The sequence below is a fragment of the Streptomyces sp. NPDC025833 genome (assembly GCF_055558055.1).
Genome location: NZ_JBVHNF010000003.1, coordinates 162332 through 181033, shown reverse-complemented (window position 1 = coordinate 181033; position 18702 = coordinate 162332). Strand labels below are relative to the sequence as shown.

Here is an 18702-nt window from a genome sequence, read left to right as displayed (position 1 = left end):
TTAGCGAGGTTTGTACGGAGTTCACGTGCCGCACGAGAGGCACTCGTGCAACAAAAAACCCCTCGTGCCGGAAGGCAAGCGAGGGGAGCGCGCCGGATAGGTCGCTGGGGATTCCGGATCGTCCTCCGGTGGTTCCCAGCTCAGCCGACGCGCTTTCCAAGTACGAGAATTCGGGTGCGCATGGCACTGACCCTCCCCCCGGCACGCACCACGTGTCAAGTGGGTGGGACGGGAGTCTCAGCATGTGAGCGAAGGGTACTGCCGCCTCCGAGAACGGCGGGGACACCCCCTGTGTACACCCCCTTCGGCTCTCGCACACTGCCGGCGAACGCCGGTTCCGGGGCGTGCGGCACCGGGTAGTGGCCGGAACCGAGCGCTCGGCGCAGCCGGTATTCGTCCAGCGCTCCGGCGAACGCCAGCCCCTGCCCGTGGGTGCAGCCCATCGCGCGCAGCGCGACCGCCTGCTCGGGCAGGTCGACGCCCTCCGCCACCGACTGGAGCCCGAGATCGCCGGCGATCCGCAGCAGACCACTGGTGATCTTGTGCAGCCGCGCGGACTCGACCACGCCCTCGACCAGCCCGCGGTCGAGCTTGAGGATGTCCACGGGCAGCCGCCGCAGGGCCGTGATGGCCGCGTAGCCGCTGCCGAAGCCGTCCAGGGCGATCCGCACCCCGAGCCGGCTGAGCACCGAAAGCCGCCGCTCCAGCTCGTCCAGGGGAATCCGCGGACTGGTCTCGGACAGCTCGATGATCAGTGCCCCGGGCGGCAGCCCGTGCCGGGTCAGCAGCGCCTCCACCGAGCCCAGCGGCAGCGAGCGGTCCAGCAGCCGCCCGGCGCTCATCCGGACCGCCACCGGCACGACGACCCCGGTCGCGGCCCGCTCGGCCGCCTGCTCGACGGCCTCCTGGAGGATCCAGCGGTCCAGTTCCGCGGTCTTGTCGCCGCCCTCGGCCACCCGCAGGAACTCGGCCGGGGTGAACAGCACCCCCTGGGAGGAGCGCCAGCGCGCCTGCGCGGAGACGGCCGTGATCCGGCCGTTCTGCAGGCCCACCACGGGCTGGTGCAGCAGGGTGAACTCGCCGTCGTGCAGCGCGGCCCGCAGGCGGGTCGCCAGCTCCGCCTTGCGGACGACGTCCTGCTGCATCTGCGGCCGGTACAGCTCGACGCGGCCCTTTCCGGCCGCCTTCGCGCGGTACATCGCCAGGTCGGCGTTGCGCAGCAGTTCGCCCGCGCCCAGGCCCGGCTCGGCGAAGGCGACGCCGATGGAGGCGTTGACCCGGACGTCGTTGCCGTCGATGGCGTACGGCTGCGACAGGGTCCCCCGGAGGCGGTCGGCGAGCTCCAGGATGTTGCGCTCCCGGGCGATGCGGTCCCGGGTGCCGTCCCCGACGATCAGGGCGGCGAACTCGTCGCCGCCGAGCCGGGACGCGGTGTCCCCCTGCCGGACGGCGTCCTGGAGCCTGCGGGCGGCCTGGACGAGCAGCTCGTCCCCGGCCTGGTGCCCGATCGTGTCGTTGACGGCCTTGAAGCCGTCCAGGTCGATGAAGAGCACGGCCGTGCCGCGCAGCGCGGTCCCCCGGTCGGTGGCCCGGCGGCCGGACAGGGCCTGCTGCACGCGCCGGGTGAACAGCGCGCGGTTGGGCAGGTCGGTCAGCGGGTCGTGTTCGGCGTTGTGCTGGAGCTGGGCCTGCAGGCGCACCCGCTCCGTCACGTCCCTGCTGTTGAAGATGAGCCCGCCGTGGTGCCGGTTGACGGTCGACTCGACGTTGAGCCAGCCGCCGTCGCCGGAGCGGAACCGGCACTCGATGCGGGTGGTGGGCTCCTCCAGGGGGCTGGCGGCGAGGAAGCGGCGCACCTCGTGCACCACGCAGCCCAGGTCCTCCGGGTGGATGAGGCAGGCCAGCTCGGTGCCGACCAGGTCCTCGGCGGACCGGCCGTACACCCCCGCCGCGGCCGGGGAGACGTACCGCAGGATGCCGTTCGGCGCGGCGATCATGATGACGTCGCTGGACCCCTGCACCAGGGAGCGGAAGTGGTTCTCCTTCTGGGCCAGTTCCTGGGTGAGGGTGATGTTGTCCAGCAGCATGATGCCCTGCCGGATGACGAGGGCCAGCACCACGGCGCCCGCGGTGATCAGCACGACGTGGTCGGGTCTGCGGCCGTTGAGGACGCTGTACAGGATGCCCAGGGTGCACACGGCCGCCGCGAGGTACGGCGTGAGGGCGGCGAGGGAGCCGGTGAGCGGGCGGCCGGCCGGGTAGCGGGCGGGCTCGCCCGCCGGCGCGGGCAGCGGCGCGTGGTGGCCCGTGCCGCGCTGGCCCGGCACGTGCTCGTGGACCACGCGCGTGCGCCCCTGGACCGCGCGTGCCCCCGCCGCGCCCCGGCGCCGGGGCGCGGCCCAGGGGGCGTAGGCGAGCAGCAGCGAACCGGCGAACCAGCCCGCGTCCAGCAGTTGCCCGGAGCGGTAGTTGCTGTGCAGCAGCGGTGAGGTGAACAGGGCGTCGCACATCACGGTCAGCGCGAGCGCGCCGATCGCGGTGTTCACCGCGGTGCGGTTGCCCGGGGCCCGGCGGAAGTGCAGGGCGAGGACCATGCTGACGAGGGCGATGTCGAGCAGCGGGTACGCCAGCGACAGCGCGGCGTGCGCCACGCTCGACCCGTCGAACCGGGCCGCCTGCGCGAGCGCCAGGCTCCACGACAGGGTCAGCAGCGAGCCGCCGATCAGCCAGGCGTCCAGCCCGAGGCAGATCCAGCCCGCCCGGGTCACCGGCCGCTTGGCGAGCACCAGCAGACCCACGATGGCGGGCGGCGCGAAGCACAGGAAGAACAGGTCGGCGTAGCCCGGGCTGGGCACCGTGCGGCCCAGGACGACCTCGTACCAGCCCCAGACCGCGTTGCCCAGGGCGGCCATGGCCGAGGAGAGGGCGAACAGCAGCCACGCCGAACGGAAGCGCACGCGCCGCTTGCGGGCGTACAGGAAACAGGAGACCGCGGCGGTGCCCGCCGCCGCGCTCAGACCGAAGTCGCCCATGAGGAGCGCGACTCCGTCCGTACCCCAGTCGAACGCGGCTCCGACGGCGTAGGCCGCGCAGACCAGGGCGAGGATGAGCTGCTCCATCAGGCGCCTGCCGTCCCCGCCGGCCGGCCGGCGGCGGGGCGGCAGCTGCCGCGGGTGCGGTGCGCGCACCGCGTCGTCGAGGGCGGTCGTCACGGAGGGCGGCGCAGTCACCGGGGCCTCCCGTTCCGCGCCGCTCCCGGGGCCCGGCGGTCCCGCTGCGCCGGGTGGTTCCCGCGGCGGCCGGCGTTCTCTCGCCGGTGGTGACTGTGGTGGCCGGTGTGCTGACCGCGTCGGTGCGCGGTCGTGCTCCAGGGTCGTCGCCGGCGGCTCCGCCGCGTCGGATCGTTCGTCCATAGGCCGTACATCGCCCGTCGCCCCCCTCACAGATCTGAGATGTCCGTCCCCGGCGCCGATGGTCCGCGGCGCTGCCCCTGTCGGGACGATACACCAGGATCGTCACTCAGGGACATAGCTTCTCTACTCTCCGTGACCACCAGCGGTTATGTGCGCACGGGACGCGTCCGAAAGATTGCGGAGGGTGCCGGAAGCGGGCTACCGCCCCTTTTCCCCCGTCGGTCCGGATCCGGTGGTGATGATCACGTTCCGCAGGGGTTCCCCGGCGGCGAACCGGGTGAGCTGGTCGGCGAGCAGCCGCCTGGCGCGCGGCAGGAAGGCCGAGGAGGGGCCGCCGACGTGCGGGCTGATCAGCACGCCGGGCGCCTGCCACAGGGGGTGGCCCGGGGGCAGTGGTTCCGGGTCCGTGACGTCCAGCGCGGCGGTGATCCGGCCCCGTTCCAGCTCGGCGAGGAGCGCCCCGGTGTCGACCACGGGCCCGCGCGCGACGTTCACCAGCAGCGCCCCGTCCTTCATCCGGGCGAGGAAGCCGGCGTCGACGAGGCCCCGGGTCTCCTCGGTGAGCGGCGTGCAGAGGATCACGACGTCCGCGTCCGGAAGCAGTGAGAGCACGTCGGTGACCGGGTGCACGGGGCCGCGCGCCGTGGTGCGCCCGGAGCGCGCGATGCGCGCCACCCGCGCGACCTCGAACGGCACGAGCCGGTCCTCGACGGCGGCGCCGATGGGCCCGTAGCCGACGATCAGGACGTTCTTGTCGGCCAGGGACGGGTGGAAGCCGCCCGTCCAGCGCTCCTCCCGCTGGGCGCGGACGAAGCCGGGGATGCCGCGCAGCGCGGCGAGGGTCAGGGTGAGCGCCAGTTCGGCCGTGCTCGTCTCGTGCACGCCGCGTGCGTTGCAGAGCCGTACGCCGGGCGGGAGCGCCGACAGCCGCGCGGTGATGTCGTCCACCCCGGCGGTGAGCGTCTGGACGACCCGGACGCCGGTCAGGTGCTCCAGCGGCCCCACCCGGACCGACAGCCGCTTCATGTACGGCACCACGTACACGGCGCAGTCCGCGGGGTCGCCGGGAAACGGCTGGTCACCGTTGTCTCCGCCGTCCCAGAACAGGTACCGGAGCCCGGCGGGCAGCCCGTCGATCTCCTCGGGCGGAAGGGGAAGCCAGACGTCTTTGCTCATGCGAGGAGGCTATGTCAGGGGCGTACGGGCGCAGAGGTTAGGTTGGTGGCCGGGCAGAGGGAGGTTCACGAGCAGGTGGAGCGCAGGACGATCGGCGCGGGGGGACTCGCGGTGGGGGCCGTCGGACTCGGATGCATGCCGATGAGCTGGGCGTACAGCGGATCGCGGCGGCGTGGCGACGAGTCGCTCAGGACCGTGCACCGGGCGCTGGACCTGGGCTGCGACCTCCTGGACACCGCGGACATGTACGGCCCGTTCACCAACGAGCTGCTGCTGGGCCGGGCGCTCAGGGACCGGCGCCGGGACGCCTTCGTGTCCACGAAGGTGGGGCTGCTGGTGGGCGAGCAGCACGTCGTGGCCAACGGCCGGCCCGGCTATGTGCGGCGGGCCTGCGACGCCTCGCTGCGCCGGCTCCAGACCGACGTGATCGACCTGTACCAGTTGCACCGGGCCGACCCGGAGGTGCCCGTCGAGGAGACGTGGGGGGCGATGGCCGATCTGGTGCGGGCCGGGAAGGTGCGGGCGCTGGGGCTGTGCGCGGTGGGGGCGCGCGCCGGGCGCCGTTCGCGCGGCGGGCCGCACGACACGACACTGCGCCAGTTGCAGCGGGTGCAGCAGGTGTTCCCGGTGAGCGCGGTGGAGGCGGAGCTGTCGGTGTGGTCCCCGGAGGCGCTGCGGGGGCTGCTGCCGTGGTGCGAGGCGCGCGGGGTGGGCTTCCTGGCGGCGATGCCGCTGGGCAACGGGTTCCTGACCGGCACGCTGACGCCGGGCGAGGGCTTCGAACCGGACGACCTGCGGGCCCGGCACCCCCGGTTCACCGCCGAGATGATGGCGGCCAACCAGCCGATCGTCGCGGGACTGCGGCGGATCGCCCGCCGGCACGGCGACGACGTGACCCCGGCCCAGGTGGCCCTGGCGTGGGTGCTGGCGCAGGGCCGGCAGGTGATCGCGCTGCCGGGCACGAAGCGGGAGCGGTGGGCCGCGCAGAACGCGGCGGCGGCCGGGCTGCGGCTGACCGCGCGGGACCTGGCGGAGGTGGCGCGGCTGCCGGCGGCCCAGGGCTCGTGGGACTGAGCCTCCGGCGCCGCCGGCCGCCCCGGGAGGGAACCCCCGGGGCGGCCGGGGAGTATGAGAGGGAGAGGGTGCCGTCGGACCACCGCCTCGGAGGGGCCATGAGCGTGCGACATCGAGCTGTACCGGCCGTGCTGGCCGCGACCGCCCTGCTGCTGACGGCCGGGTGCTCCTCCGGCGGCGGGGACTTCCCGGGCCGGCTGCCCGCCTCCGCCTCCTCCGGGGCGGCCTCCTCCGCGCCCGCCGCCACGGAGTCGGCGGCGCCGGCCGAGGGGTCGGCGCGGGTGGTGCGCACGGTGGCCGAGGGCCTGAAGTCGCCGTGGGGACTGGCCGCGCTGCCCGGCGGCGGTCTGCTGGTCTCCTCCCGGGACGAGGCGACGATCACCCGGATCGACGTGGGGACCGGGAGGAAGACCGAGCTGGGCACGGTCTCCGGGGTGTCCCCGGACGGCGAGGGCGGACTGCTGGGCATCGCCCTCTCCCCCGACTACGCCTCGGACCACATGGTCTACGCCTACTTCACCTCGGCCTCGGACAACCGCATCGTCCGCATGCGGTACGACGAGCGGAAACCGGCCGGTGAGCAACTGGGCGCCCCGGACACGGTGTTCAAGGGCATCCCCAAGGGTGTCATCCACAACGGCGGCCGGATCGCGTTCGGTCCGGACGGGATGCTCTACGCGGGCACCGGCGAGAGCGGGCGGCGGGGTCTGGCGCAGGACCGGGCGTCGCTGGGCGGCAAGATCCTGCGGCTGACCCCGGAGGGCGAGCCGGCGCCGGGCAACCCCTTCCCCGACTCCCCCGTGTACTCCTACGGCCACCGCAACGTCCAGGGCCTGGCCTGGGACGACCGGCAGCGGCTGTTCGCCTCGGAGTTCGGGCAGGACACCTGGGACGAGCTGAACGCGATCAAGCCCGGTGACGACTACGGCTGGCCCGAGGCCGAGGGCAGGTCCTCCGGCGCCCGCTTCCACGACCCGCTCGTCCAGTGGCACACAGCCGAGGCCTCGCCGAGCGGCATCGCCTACGTGGACGGCGTCATCTGGATGGCGGCCCTGAAGGGCCGGCGGCTGTGGCGGGTCCCGCTGCGCGGCACGGAGGCGGCCGCGGCCCCGCAGGCGTTCCTCACCGACGCGTACGGCCGGCTGCGCACCGTGCTGCCGGCCGGTGGCGACAGGCTGTGGCTGGTCACGAGCAACACCGACGGCCGCGGGGAGCCGGGCCGGGGCGACGACCGGATCCTGGAGGTCCGGGTGCGCTGAGCGGCGCGGCCCGGCACCGCCGGGCCGTCACACCTCACGGTTCCGGCACGTCACCGGCCGGGACCGGTCCCGCACCGCCGGGACGTCACCGTTCGGGCGCGTCATCGTTCCGGCGCTTCGTCGGCCGGGCGCGGCCCGGCACCGCCGGCGCGTCACCGTTCCGGCGCGGGCCGGTCCTCGCCGGGCGGTCCTTCCGTGCGGCGGATCACCGCCTTGCCCGACGCCAGGTCGATGGGACCGCGGCCGGGGTCGCCGTCGCCGACGTCCTCACGGGTCAGTTCCAGCCGGTTCTGCTCGTCCCGGGTGTGCTGGCGCCCGGGCGAGAACAGTTCCTCGAAGACGTTGAACACGGCTCCCCCTTGTCGCCGGTTTCCTCCAGCGTAGGTCTCAGCCCGGCGTTTCGGCAGCGAGCGTCCCGGCCATGAAGAGCCCCAGCCGGTGGGCCACCGCCGCCGCCTCGCCCCGGCCCGAGACACCGAGCTTGCCCAGGATGTTGGAGACGTGGACGCTCGCGGTCTTCGGGGAGATGAACAGCTCCTCGGCTATCTGGCGGTTGGTGCGGCCGGCCGCGACCAGGCCGAGGACGTCCCGCTCGCGGCTGGTGAGCCCGAGCACCCCGGCCGGGTCGGCGGGGGCCGCGGCCCGCCCCGGTGCCCCGGCCGGGGCGAGGCGGGCACGCTGGACCAGCCGGGCGACGGCGTCGCCGAGGGGGCGGGCGTCCAGGTGGGCGGCGACCGCCGCGGCCAGCCGGAGCAGTTCCGCCGCGCGGTCCCGCTCGTCGTCGCCGCCCTCGGCCAGCAGTGCCCCGGCGAGGCGGTGGCGGACCCGGGCGAGGTCGTAGGGGCGGTCGAGGCACTCGAAGTCGGCGACGACCGGGGCCCAGGTCTCGACGGTGTCCCGGCCCGCCGCGCGCAGCAGTTCGGCCTCGGTCCACCGGCCGTAGGCCGTCCAGAGGGGGACGCCCGTGGTGAGGGTGCGGGCGGCCGCCGTGACCCGGTCGAGGATCTCGGCGCGGCCGGCCCGGGCGGCGGGCAGGGCGCGGGCGTCGGCCTCGGCGGTGGCGGCGGCCAGCAGCAGCGGCCATCCGTAGCGGTGGGTGCCGGGCGGGAACCCGGCGTCCAGCTCCGGCAGCAGCACCGCGCGGGCGTCGGCGATCCGGCCCTCGGCCGCGGCGACTCCGAGGGCGATGCGGGCGAGCGGCAGGGACTGCTGGGGTCTCGGGTCGTGGGCGCCGTACCAGGAGCGGGCGGCGGCCAGTTGCCGGCCGGACTCGGCGAGGTCGCCGCGGGCCAGGGCGAGGTGGGCCAGGCGCAGGGCGCCCGCGGCCCGGGGCTTGGCGCCGTGGCCGACGCGGGTCGCGTGCGCGGCGGCCTCGGCGGCCTCCTCCCACCGGCCGAGCGAGTACAGCGCGTCGGAGAGGTTGCCCCAGGCCCAGGCACCGGAGTCCAGCAGCCCGTACCCGCGGCAGAACTCGATGCCCTCGCGCAGCAGCGGGACGGCCTCCCGGTCCCGGCCGACGCCGCACAGCGCGGCCGGCAGGTTCACGTAGGCGCGGCCCGCGACGGGGTGCACGTTCTCGGCGAGGGTGTCCCGCAGGACCTGCCGCATCCGCGCGAGGCCCGACTCCGGGTCGCCGGCCTCCACCGTCAGGCCGCCGAGGGTGAGCAGGGCGTGCAGTTCGGTCTCGCGGGCGCCCACCATGCACGCGTACTCCACGGCCCGTTCGGCCGCGGCGAGGGCCTCGGGGCCGGGACAGTGCTGCATCGACCAGGTGGCGGCGACCGCCAGCACCTCGGCGTGCACCTCGGACGGCGGCAGACCGCGCACCAGGTCCTGGGCGGTGCCCAGTTCGCGCCAGCCGTCGCCGCGGGCCTGCGCCTGGACCAGCCGGGAGCGCTGCACCCAGAACCAGGCGGCCCGCAGCGGGTCGTGCTCGTCCTCCAGCAGGCGCAGGGCCCGCTTGATGATTTTCAGCGCCCGTTCCCGTTCACCGCCGAAGCGGCCCGCCACGGCGGCCTCCGCCATCAGGTCGAGATAGCGCAGCGGGGTGGTGGCCGGATCGCAGCCGCACGGCGGGTAGACCTCCACGTAGTCGACCGGGCGCAGGGCCGAGCGCACCTCCTCCGGTGCGCTGTCCCACAGCTCCATCGCGCGCTCCAGCAGGCCCAGTTGCTCGGTGTAGGCGTGCCGGCGGCGGGCGACGACCGAGGCGGCCAGGACGGCGGGCAGCGCCTTCGCGGTGTCGTGCGCGTGGTACCAGAAGCTGGCCAGGCGCATCACCCGGGCGTCGGCGGGGACGAGCGACGGGTCGGCCTCCAGCGCCTCGGCGCAGCGGCGGTTGAGCCGGGAGCGCTCGCCGGGCAGCAGGTCGTCGGCGACGGCCTCGCGGACCAGGGAGTGCCGGAAGCGGTAGCCGTCGCCGGTCCGGGTCGCGGTGAGGATGCCGGCGCCGACGGCGGCGCGCAGCGCCTCGATGAGGTCGTCCTCGGGGATCCGCGCCACGGCGGCGATCAGCCGGTACTCCACCGTGGAGCCGCCCTCGGCGACGATCCGGGCGACCCGCTGGGCGCTCTCGGGCAGCGCCTCGACCCGGACGAGGAGCAGGTCGCGCAGGGAGTCGGTGAGGCCGGTGCGGTTGCCCTGGCAGCCGGCGACGGCGAGTTCCTCGATGAAGAAGGCGTTGCCGTCGGAGCGTTCGTAGATCTCGTCGACCTGGGCCGGGTCGGGTTCGGCGGCGAGGATGCCGGCGATCTGGCGGCCGGCCTCCTCGCGGGTGAAGCGGGCGAGTTCGATGCGGCGGACGGTGCGCAGCCGGTCCAGTTCGGCGAGCAGCGGGCGCAGCGGATGGCGGCGGTGGATGTCGTCGGAGCGGTAGGTGGCCAGGACGAGGAGGCGGCCGGCGCGCAGGGTGCGGAAGAGGTAGGCGAGGAGGTGGCGCGTGGAGGCGTCGGCCCAGTGCAGGTCCTCCAGGACGAGTACGACGGTCCGTGCGGCGGCGACCCGCTCCAGCAGCCGGGCGGTGAGTTCGAACAGGCGGGCCGTGCCCTGCTCGTCGGGGCGGCCCCCGGCGGCCTCGCCGAGGTCGGGCAGCAGCCGCGCCAGTTCCTCCTCCTGGCCGGCCGCCGCGTCGGCGAACTCCTCGGGCAGGGCGTCGCGCAGGGCGCGCAGCGCGGTGGAGAAGGGGGCGAACGGCAGCCCGTCGGCGCCGATCTCGACGCAGCCGCCGACGGCGACGACGGCGGCACGGCCGGCGGCGGCCGTGCCGAACTCCTCCACCAGGCGGGTCTTGCCCACGCCCGCCTCGCCGCCGAGCAGCAGCGCCTGCGGCTCGGCCGCCGCGGCGCGGCCGAGCGCGTCGCTCAGCGTGGCCAACTCGGCGGCGCGGCCGATGAACACGGGACTGACGGACCTGGTCTCCACAGGCCCGAGCATCGCACGAGGCGGGGAGGGCCCGGCACCGGTTTTCCACAGGCCCCGTGTGATGGTCGTACCGGCCGGGCTCGGTTGCGGCGGTGGTGCCGGGGCCGGCACCGCCGTCGGTGCCGTGCGCACGGGCGGCAGGACCGCACGGCTCCCCGGGAGGGCCCTGCGGTCCTGCGGCAGCGAGCGCCCGACCCCCGTGCGGCCGCTCCCCGCACCCGTGGTCACGCGGCGCGCGGCAGCCGGAGCCGGCGGGGCCGGTCGGTATGCGACTCGGCGGCCGGGGCCCCGTCGCCGGCGGTCGGGGCGCTGCGGGCGGCGCGGCGGGAGCGGACGACCTCGCGGGCCAGGCGCTCCTGCTGGGCCGTGCGGCGCAGTTCGGCGGAACGGATCCGGAGCAGTTCCATCTCGTGCATGGCGGTTCCTTCGGTTCGGGCGGTGTGGTGCGTCGCGTTCTGCGATGCCTCCACTCTCGTCCGGCAAGGGGTCCGCCACATCGGGAGAGTTCCGCATCTTCGCGCGCCCGGCGGGCCGTACGCGCGCGCGTAAGGGGCCTTAGACCGTCCCCTGGGCGGGTGCGGATTCCCTAAGGCCCCCGTGAGCAGCGGGTTCTCAGCCGGCCGAGGGCAGTCCGAGCAGTACGTCGGAGTACTTCAGGACGGCCAGCAGCAGCCCGACGGCGCCGAGCGAGACGCCCGCCCAGGCGACCGACTTGATCCAGGGGGCCTGCGGCCGGCCGGGCGCCCCGAACGCGGGCCGGGCCAGCACGACCGCGCCGGTGACCAGCGCGGCCAGCGCGAACAGGCCCGCCCACAGCGCGGTGGTGTGCCAGGCGTTGCCGTAGACCGCCTCGATCTGCTGGGCGACGCCCGCGGTGGTGGAGGTACGGAGCTGGCCCACGAGCTGTTCGCGGGCGGCGGCGACGGTGCCGATCCAGCCCCCGCTGAGCGAGACGAGGCCCAGCGCGGCGGAGACCACGGCGCCGGCGCCCTGGCCGACCCCGGAGGGCGCCCCGGCCCCGGCATCCGCCGACTCGGCCCCGGCGGCGTCCGTGCCGTCGGTGTCTTCGGTGTCGACCGTGTCTTCGGCGTCGGCCGTGTCCTCGGTGCCGGCCGTCCCGTCGGCGTGGTCCGGGCCACCCGCCTCGCCGTGCCGGGCGCGCTCCGTGTCCGCGCCGTCCCCGGTGTTCCCGGTGTCCGGTCCCCCGGCCCCTGCGGTTCCCGCCTCACCGGCGGTCCCGGCCGCCGTCGTCGTCTCGTCGTCCTTGCGCGCCCCGGTGCCGGCCGTGGCGCCTTCCGTCGTGTTCGTTGCCATGCCCGGCACCGTACGGACGCTCTCTGAGAGGCCCCTTAATGATCGGCCGGGCGCTCAGCCCTCGTGCGTGTCACGCGCGCGTGCCGCCCGCCACTCGGGCGCGAGCAGCGCCCAGATCTCGGTGGAGGTGCGCACCCCCCGGTGCGGGTAGTTCTCGCGGAGCACGCCCTCGCGGGTCATGCCCAGGCGCCGGGCGACATCGAGGCTCGGCTCGTTGGCGGAGGACGCGTACCACTCCACCCGGTGCATGCCGCGCTCCTCGAAGGCCCAGTCGAGCAGCACCCGCATGCCGCGCGTGACCAGCCCGCGGCCGGCCGCCGCGGGCTCCAGCCAGCAGCCCGCCTCGCAGACCCCGCTCGCGGTGTCCCAGACCCGGAACAGCACCCCGCCGACGAGCCTGCCGTCCAGCCAGATCCCGTGCACGCCGCCCGCGTCGGCGCCGCGCTTGTCGGCGTACGACTTCAGCCAGGCACGGGCACCGTCGACATCGGGCATCACGTCCGGCAGGCCGATGTGCCGGCCGATGAACTCCCGCCCGCGGTCGATGCCGGCGAGGAGTTCCTCGGCGTGCCACACCTCCAGGGGCCGCAGTTCGGCGCCGTCGTCGCCCAGTGGTCTCGCGTACATCGTGCCGCTTCCCTCCGCAGTCCGTCCCCCGGCTCCCGCAGGACCCGGCCGAGCCTCTCACACGCGGTCCGGCCCCGGGACACGCGGCGGCGGGTCAGTCGAACTGGTCCCCGAGGGCCATGACCATCGTGCCGGCGACCAGCAGCCACAGGGCCCTGCGGGTACGGCCCCGCCACCCGAGCACCGCCGCGAGCGCGCACCCGGCGGCCCCCAGGGCGTAGGCGGCGGGCACCGGCGCCGGGGCGGGGCCGGCGGCCCGGAGCAGCGCGGCGGCCAGCCCGGCCAGCGTCAGCAGCGCGCCGGTGCCGGCGGCGGTCCAGCGGGCCCGCCGGGCGTCCTCGATGTACTCCTCACCGGCCTCAGCACTCTCGAGGGACTCACCGATCCCACCGGTCTCACCCGCCCCGTCGATGCCGGTGGCTGGTTCGGGCCGTCCGGGCCGTCCGCCGTCCGCGGGGCGGGCGGTGCCGTGGGGGTACCCGGCGGCCGCGGCCGTCACGGGCCCGGCGCCGGAGTCGGTGCGCATGCTCATGGCGGGCGAGCGTACCCAGGTGCCCGCCGGGCCGGCGCGCCCACCCCCACCCGGGGCGGGCGGGCACGCGTACGGCCCCGGAGGCGTGCCTCCGGGGCCGTACGGCGCGGTGCGGGCTCAGCCCTCCTCGACGCCCAGCCGCTGAAGGATCAGCTCCTTCACGCGGGCCGCGTCGGCCTGGCCGCGGGTGGCCTTCATGACGGCGCCGACCAGGGCGCCGGCCGCGGCCACCTTGCCGCCGCGGATCTTGTCCGCGATGGCCGGGTTGCCGGCGATGGCCTCGTCGACCGCCGTACCGAGCGCGGAGTCGTCGGAGACGACCTTGAGACCGCGCTTGTCGACGACCTCGTCCGGGGTGCCCTCGCCCGCGAGGACGCCCTCGATGACCTGACGGGCCAGCTTGTCGTTCAGGTCGCCCTTCGCGACGAGCTCGGTAACCCGGGCCACCTGCTGCGGCGTGATCGCCAGCTCGTCCAGCGAGGTGCCGGACTCGTTGGCGCTGCGGGCCAGTTCGCCCATCCACCACTTGCGGGCGGAGGCCGCGTCGGCACCGGCGTCGATCGTGGCGACGATCGGGTCCAGCGCGCCGGCGTTGAGGATCGCCTGCATGTCGGTGGCCGAGATGCCCCACTCGGCCAGCAGCCGGGTGCGGCGGGCCAGCGGCAGCTCGGGCAGCGCCGCGCGGATCTCCTCGACCCACTCGCGCGAGGGGGCGACGGGGACCAGGTCGGGCTCCGGGAAGTACCGGTAGTCCTCGGCCTCCTCCTTCACCCGGCCCGAGGTGGTGGACCCGGTGTCCTCGTGGAAGTGGCGGGTCTCCTGGATGATCGTGCCGCCCGAGGACAGCACGGCCGCGTGCCGCTGGATCTCGAAGCGGGCCGCACGCTCCACCGAGCGCAGCGAGTTGACGTTCTTCGTCTCGGAGCGCGTGCCGAACTTCTCGGCGCCCTTGGGCATCAGCGACAGGTTCACGTCGCAGCGCATCTGGCCCATCTCCATGCGGGCGTCGGATACGCCGAGGGCCCGGATGAGCTCGCGCAGCTCGCGGACGTACGCCTTCGCCACCTCGGGGGCCCGCTCGCCGGCGCCCACGATCGGCTTGGTGACGATCTCGATCAGCGGGATGCCGGCCCGGTTGTAGTCCAGCAGGGAGTGGGACGCGCCGTGGATGCGGCCGGTGGCGCCGCCGACGTGCGTCGACTTGCCGGTGTCCTCCTCCATGTGGGCGCGCTCGATCTCCACGCGGAAGGACTCCCCGTCCTCAAGCTGCACGTCGAGGTAGCCGTCGAAGGCGATGGGCTCGTCGTACTGGGAGGTCTGGAAGTTCTTCGGCATGTCCGGATAGAAGTAGTTCTTCCGGGCGAAGCGGCACCACTCGGCGATCTCGCAGTTCAGCGCGAGACCGATCTTGATCGCGGACTCGACGCCGGTCGCGTTGACGACCGGGAGCGCGCCGGGCAGGCCGAGGCAGGTGGGGCAGGTCTGCGAGTTGGCGTCGGCGCCGAGGGTCGTCGAGCAGCCGCAGAACATCTTGGTCCTGGTGCCGAGTTCGACATGGACCTCGAGGCCCATGACGGGGTCGTACGACGCCAGCGCGTCCTCGTACGACACCAGGTCGGTCGTGGTGGTCACGGTGAAAACTTCCCTCTCAGCCCAGCAGGACGTCGTCGTCGCCCAGCCGCTTCAGCTCGCGGTAGAGGATGGCGAGGCCGGTGGCGATGCCTGCGGCGGTGACGACGGCGTCGACGAGCCGCAGCGTGTCGTTCTCCGCGCGGGCCTTCTTGATCTGCTTCGCGGCGCCGACCGCGCCGAACGCGGTGGCGGCCATGGACAGGTACGTACCGGACTTGGACTTCTTGAAGCCCTTGGCCTTGGTCAGTGCGCTCACAGCGACGGTGCCTCCTCCAGCAGCGGGTGACCCCACTTTTCCACGAAGGCGGCCTCGACGGCGGCGCCCACCTTGTACAGCCGGTCGTCCTGCATCGCCGGGGCGATGATCTGCAGGCCCACCGGGAGGTTGTCCTCCGGGGCCAGGCCGCAGGGCAGCGACATGGCCGCGTTGCCCGCCAGGTTGGTCGGGATCGTGCACAGGTCCGCGAGGTACATCGCCATCGGGTCGTCGGCGCGCTCGCCGATCGCGAAGGCGGTGGTCGGCGTCGTCGGGGAGACGATCACGTCGACCTGCTCGAAGGCCTTCTCGAAGTCCCGCGTGATGAGCGTGCGGACCTTCTGGGCGGAGCCGTAGTACGCGTCGTAGTAGCCGCTCGACAGGGCGTACGTGCCGAGCATGATGCGGCGCTTGACCTCGGGCCCGAACCCGGCCTCGCGGGTGAGGGAGGTGACCTCCTCGGCGGAGTGGCCGCCGTCGTCGCCGATCCGCCGGCCGTAGCGCAGGCCGTCGAAGCGGGCGAGGTTGGAGGAGCACTCGGACGGCGCGATCAGGTAGTACGCCGACAGGGCGAGGTCGAAGGACGGGCAGTCCAGCTCGACGATCTCGGCGCCCAGCTCCCTGAGCAGCTCGACCGACTCGTCGAAGCGCTGGATGACACCGGCCTGGTAGCCCTCGCCGCGGAACTGCTTGACCACGCCGACGCGCATGCCGGCTACCGAGCCGTTGCGGGCGGCCTCGACGACCGGCGGGACCGGGGCGTCGATGGAGGTCGAGTCCAGCGGGTCGTGGCCGGCGATCACCTCGTGCAGCAGGGCCGCGTCCAGGACCGTGCGGGCGCAGGGGCCGCCCTGGTCGAGGGAGGAGGAGAAGGCGACCATGCCGTAGCGGGAGACCGCGCCGTAGGTCGGCTTCACGCCGACCGTGCCGGTGACGGCGGCCGGCTGGCGGATGGAGCCGCCGGTGTCGGTGCCGATGGCGAGCGGGGCCTCGTACGCGGCGAGCGCGGCGGAGGAGCCGCCGCCGGAGCCGCCGGGGATCCTGGTGAGGTCCCAGGGGTTGCCGGTCGGGCCGTAGGCGCTGTTCTCGGTGGAGGACCCCATGGCGAACTCGTCCATGTTGGTCTTGCCGAGGATGACGACGTCGGCGGCCTTCAGCCGCTTGGTGACCGTCGCGTCGTACGGCGGGATCCAGCCCTCCAGGATCTTCGAGCCGACGGTCGTGGGCACGCCCTCGGTGGTGAAGATGTCCTTGAGCGCGAGCGGGACGCCGGCCAGCGGGCCGAGCTTCTCGCCGCGCGCCCGCTTCTCGTCCACGGCGCGGGCCTGGGCGAGGGCGCCCTCGCGGTCGACGTGCAGGAAGGCGTGCACCTTCTCGTCGACGGCCTCGATGCGGGCGAGGTGGGCCTCGGTGACCTCGACGGCCGTGAGTTCGCCGGCGGCGATCTTCTCGGCGGTCTGCGCGGCCGTGAGCTTGATGATGTTGCTGTCCGTCATGGCGGTCACTCCTCCCCCAGGATCTGCGGCACCTTGAAACGCTGCTGCTCCTGGGCCGGGGCGCCGGAGAGCGCCTGCTCGGGGGTGAGCGAGGGACGGACCTCGTCCGCCCGCATGACGTTCGTCAGCGGGAGCGGGTGCGAGGTCGGCGGTACGTCTTGGTCGGCGACCTCGCTGACGCGGGCCACCGCGCCGATGATGTCGTCGAGCTGTCCCGCGAAGTGGTCGAGTTCTTCGGGCTTCAGCTCCAGACGCGCCAGCCGGGCGAGGTGGGCGACCTCCTCGCGCGTGATGCCAGGCATGCAGCGATCCTCTGGGGTGAGTGTGTGTGGTTTGGGGCCAATCCTATGGGGCGGGCACCGGTGCCCGTGAAACGGTTTCCCCGGGCACCGCTCTCACCGGTGGCCCGGCGTCGGCGCACCGCCGGCTCACCGGTGGCGGCCGTCCCACGCGGCGCTCGGCAGGAAGTGGTTGTCGTACCGCTCCTGGACCTCCAGCAGGCTCTCCGGGGCGGCCTCGCCCAGGCGGATGCGCTGGAGGTGGCGGAAGTACTCGAAGCGCTCGACGCCCGGGGCGATGACGACGAGCAGGTCCGCGGTGCTGCCCGGGGCGGCGGCGAAGGCGTGCGGCCGGTCGGGTGGGACGATGACCAGATCGCCGCGCTCGGCGGTGACCACGTCGTCGCCGGAGAGGATCTCGGCCTCGCCGTCGAGCAGGTAGAACATCTCGGCCGAGTGGTGGTGGACGTGCGGGCGCGCTCCGTCGGCGCCCTCGGCCAGGGTGACCCGGACGGTGGACAGCGCGCCGCCGCCGGCACTGCTGTCGGCCAGCAGCCGCACGCCGACCGGGGTGCCGCCGAGGACCTCCGCCTCGGCGTCCCGCACCAGCACGGTCTCGTCGAACCTGGGCACGAACAACGACATGGTGTCTCTCCCCCTGCGGGTGGGGCCCTGCGAGTGGGGCCCTGCGGGTGAATTTCCGTGGGTGGGTGTCAGACCGCGAACAGCAGTCCGGCGCCGATCAGCACGACGGCCGCGGTGGCGAGGTGGATCCCGAAGGCGACCGCCCCCGGGCCGCCGTTCCGCAGGACTATCAGCGTGTCGACGAGGGGGACGAGTGCCACGCAGAGCATGAACCAGGCCTCCGCGCGGGCACCGGCGAAGGCGAGCAGGACGAGCCCCAGCAGGCCGAAGGTGCCGTCCTTGAGCCCCTTGACCGACAGGTAGGCGCGGGCGTCGCCGCGTGGGTCGGCCGGGACGCCGTACCCGGCCGCCGCGGGGCCGGGCCGGAACCAGAAGCGGTAGCCGAGGAACAGGCAGAACAGGTCGAGCACGACGGCCAGGGTGTACGCGGTGACGGTCACGCCTCTCTCCTCATTTCCTAGCAGCGCTAGATGTGAGAGCGAAGTTAGCAGAGCGTCGACAGGTTGGCTAGCATTGCTAGAATCCTGGTCATGTCGATCCAACGGCGCCGGGAGCGCGAACGGGCGGAGCGCGAGCGGCTGATCGTCTCGGCCGCACGGGAGCTGGCGGAGGCCGAGGGCTGGGACGCGGTGACCACCCGGCGGCTGGCCGCCGAGATCGAGTACAGCCAGCCGGTCCTCTACGGCCACTTCGCGAACAAGGACGCGATCATCGCGGCGGTCGCGGTGCGGGGCTGCGCCGACCTGGCGGCGGAGCTGCGCCGGGCGCGCGCGGCGGCACGGGGGACGCGGGAGGCGCTGACGGCGGCGGCGCGGGCGTACACCTCCTTCGCGCGGCGCCGGCCCGCCCTGTACGACGCGATGTTCACCCGTCCGGTGGGCCTGCCGTTCGCCACGGCGGAGGCACCGGCCCCGCTGCGGGAGGCGTTCGGCGAACTGCTGGCCGTGGTGGAGCCGCTCGCGCGCCCGGACGAGGAGCCCGGTCCGCTCACGGAGACGTTCTGGGCGGGGCTGCACGGCCTGGTGTCGCTGACGCGGAGCGGACGGCTCTGGCAGGAGGCCCACGAACGACGGCTCACCCTGCTGATCGACCACTTCTCGGGCCGCTGAGAACGACACGGGGTGCGGCCGAGCGGGATGCCCGGGGGTGCGGCGGAGCAGGGCGCAGGCGGCCTGACCGTGCGGGAGCGGCCGGCCCCGGGCCCGTCGGCCCACAGCCGTCAGCGTCCGGGCCTCGGCGCGGCGCCGTCGGCGCGGGGTACCACCGTCCGAGGCGGCGGGGCATCACTCGGCCCGGCCGTGCGGGCCGACGGAGAGACGGTCCGGCGGCCGGCAGCCCGGCACGCGAGCGCGGGGACGATGCGCGGGCCGCCCCGCCACACAGGCACAGCCACCCCGAACCCATCGACGCGGAACCGCCACCGCGAACACATCGGAGGACTGCCCGGCGACCAGCAGCCCGGCACGCGGACGCGGGCACGATACGCGGGCCGCCCCGCCACACAGGCACAGCCACCCCGAACCCATCGACGCGGAACCGCCACCGCGAACACATCGGAGGACTGCCCGGCGACCAGCAGC

General features: G+C 74.5%; 17 protein-coding genes. 3 read left to right on the top strand and 14 right to left on the bottom strand.

The window, feature by feature from the left end:
- Positions 1-215 precede the first annotated feature (215 nt).
- The gene (locus ACZ4K2_RS05910; protein WP_467474174.1) at positions 216-3230 is read right to left on the bottom strand and encodes a putative bifunctional diguanylate cyclase/phosphodiesterase; all 3015 of its coding nucleotides are present in this window, start codon (positions 3228-3230) and stop codon (positions 216-218) included.
- 381 nt (positions 3231-3611) lie between these two features.
- Positions 3612-4589, bottom strand: a complete 978-nt coding sequence (locus tag ACZ4K2_RS05905; RefSeq protein WP_467474173.1) for a 2-hydroxyacid dehydrogenase — start codon at positions 4587-4589, stop codon at positions 3612-3614.
- A 75-nt stretch (positions 4590-4664) separates the two neighbouring features.
- Here ACZ4K2_RS05905 and ACZ4K2_RS05900 point away from each other — a divergent pair, with 75 nt between their 5' ends.
- Together ACZ4K2_RS05900 and ACZ4K2_RS05895 are read left to right on the top strand one after the other, a co-directional pair.
- Positions 4665-5663 (top strand): aldo/keto reductase, encoded by a 999-nt coding sequence (locus ACZ4K2_RS05900; RefSeq protein WP_467474649.1) that lies wholly within the window; start codon positions 4665-4667, stop codon positions 5661-5663.
- 98 nt (positions 5664-5761) lie between these two features.
- Positions 5762-6922 carry a PQQ-dependent sugar dehydrogenase gene (locus ACZ4K2_RS05895; protein WP_467474171.1) on the top strand — a complete coding sequence of 387 codons (1161 nt, stop codon included), beginning with the start codon at positions 5762-5764 and terminating at the stop codon, positions 6920-6922.
- Between the two features lie 152 nt (positions 6923-7074).
- On the opposite strand, the gene ACZ4K2_RS05890 is transcribed toward ACZ4K2_RS05895, so the two are convergent.
- The 12 genes from ACZ4K2_RS05890 to ACZ4K2_RS05835 all read right to left on the bottom strand — a co-directional run bounded on the left by ACZ4K2_RS05890 (position 7075) and on the right by ACZ4K2_RS05835 (position 17562).
- Positions 7075-7272: a DUF6191 domain-containing protein gene (locus ACZ4K2_RS05890; RefSeq protein ID WP_467474170.1), complete on the bottom strand. Its 198-nt coding sequence runs from the start codon at positions 7270-7272 to the stop codon at positions 7075-7077.
- Positions 7273-7309: 37 nt separating this feature from the next.
- The gene (locus tag ACZ4K2_RS05885) at positions 7310-10354 is read right to left on the bottom strand and encodes a helix-turn-helix transcriptional regulator (protein ID WP_467474168.1); all 3045 of its coding nucleotides are present in this window, start codon (positions 10352-10354) and stop codon (positions 7310-7312) included.
- Between the two features lie 212 nt (positions 10355-10566).
- Complete coding sequence (locus ACZ4K2_RS05880; RefSeq protein ID WP_467474167.1) at positions 10567-10758, bottom strand: hypothetical protein; 192 nt, start codon at positions 10756-10758, stop codon at positions 10567-10569.
- Between the two features lie 196 nt (positions 10759-10954).
- Positions 10955-11656, bottom strand: coding sequence for a hypothetical protein (locus ACZ4K2_RS05875; protein WP_467474166.1), 702 nt, complete (start codon positions 11654-11656; stop codon positions 10955-10957).
- A 54-nt stretch (positions 11657-11710) separates the two neighbouring features.
- Positions 11711-12283, bottom strand: a complete 573-nt coding sequence (locus tag ACZ4K2_RS05870; protein WP_467474164.1) for a GNAT family N-acetyltransferase — start codon at positions 12281-12283, stop codon at positions 11711-11713.
- A gap of 94 nt (positions 12284-12377) precedes the next feature.
- Complete coding sequence (locus tag ACZ4K2_RS05865; protein WP_467474647.1) at positions 12378-12668, bottom strand: hypothetical protein; 291 nt, start codon at positions 12666-12668, stop codon at positions 12378-12380.
- Between the two features lie 264 nt (positions 12669-12932).
- Complete coding sequence (gene gatB, locus ACZ4K2_RS05860; protein WP_467474162.1) at positions 12933-14447, bottom strand: Asp-tRNA(Asn)/Glu-tRNA(Gln) amidotransferase subunit GatB; 1515 nt, start codon at positions 14445-14447, stop codon at positions 12933-12935.
- Between the two features lie 16 nt (positions 14448-14463).
- Positions 14464-14703, bottom strand: a complete 240-nt coding sequence (locus tag ACZ4K2_RS05855; RefSeq protein ID WP_467474160.1) for a hypothetical protein — start codon at positions 14701-14703, stop codon at positions 14464-14466.
- Positions 14700-16199: an Asp-tRNA(Asn)/Glu-tRNA(Gln) amidotransferase subunit GatA gene (gatA, locus tag ACZ4K2_RS05850; RefSeq protein WP_467474159.1), complete on the bottom strand. Its 1500-nt coding sequence runs from the start codon at positions 16197-16199 to the stop codon at positions 14700-14702. Before gatA ends, ACZ4K2_RS05855 begins: the two co-directional genes overlap by 4 nt.
- A gap of 5 nt (positions 16200-16204) precedes the next feature.
- A complete protein-coding gene (gene gatC, locus ACZ4K2_RS05845; RefSeq protein ID WP_006130840.1) occupies positions 16205-16501 on the bottom strand; it encodes an Asp-tRNA(Asn)/Glu-tRNA(Gln) amidotransferase subunit GatC in 297 nt (98 codons plus the stop codon).
- A gap of 126 nt (positions 16502-16627) precedes the next feature.
- Positions 16628-17122, bottom strand: a complete 495-nt coding sequence (locus ACZ4K2_RS05840; RefSeq protein ID WP_467474157.1) for a cupin domain-containing protein — start codon at positions 17120-17122, stop codon at positions 16628-16630.
- Between the two features lie 68 nt (positions 17123-17190).
- A complete protein-coding gene (locus ACZ4K2_RS05835; protein ID WP_467474155.1) occupies positions 17191-17562 on the bottom strand; it encodes a DUF4267 domain-containing protein in 372 nt (123 codons plus the stop codon).
- A gap of 90 nt (positions 17563-17652) precedes the next feature.
- On the opposite strand from ACZ4K2_RS05835, the gene ACZ4K2_RS05830 reads away from it, so the two are divergent.
- Positions 17653-18231: a TetR/AcrR family transcriptional regulator gene (locus ACZ4K2_RS05830; protein ID WP_467474154.1), complete on the top strand. Its 579-nt coding sequence runs from the start codon at positions 17653-17655 to the stop codon at positions 18229-18231.
- Positions 18232-18702: the final 471 nt, after the last annotated feature.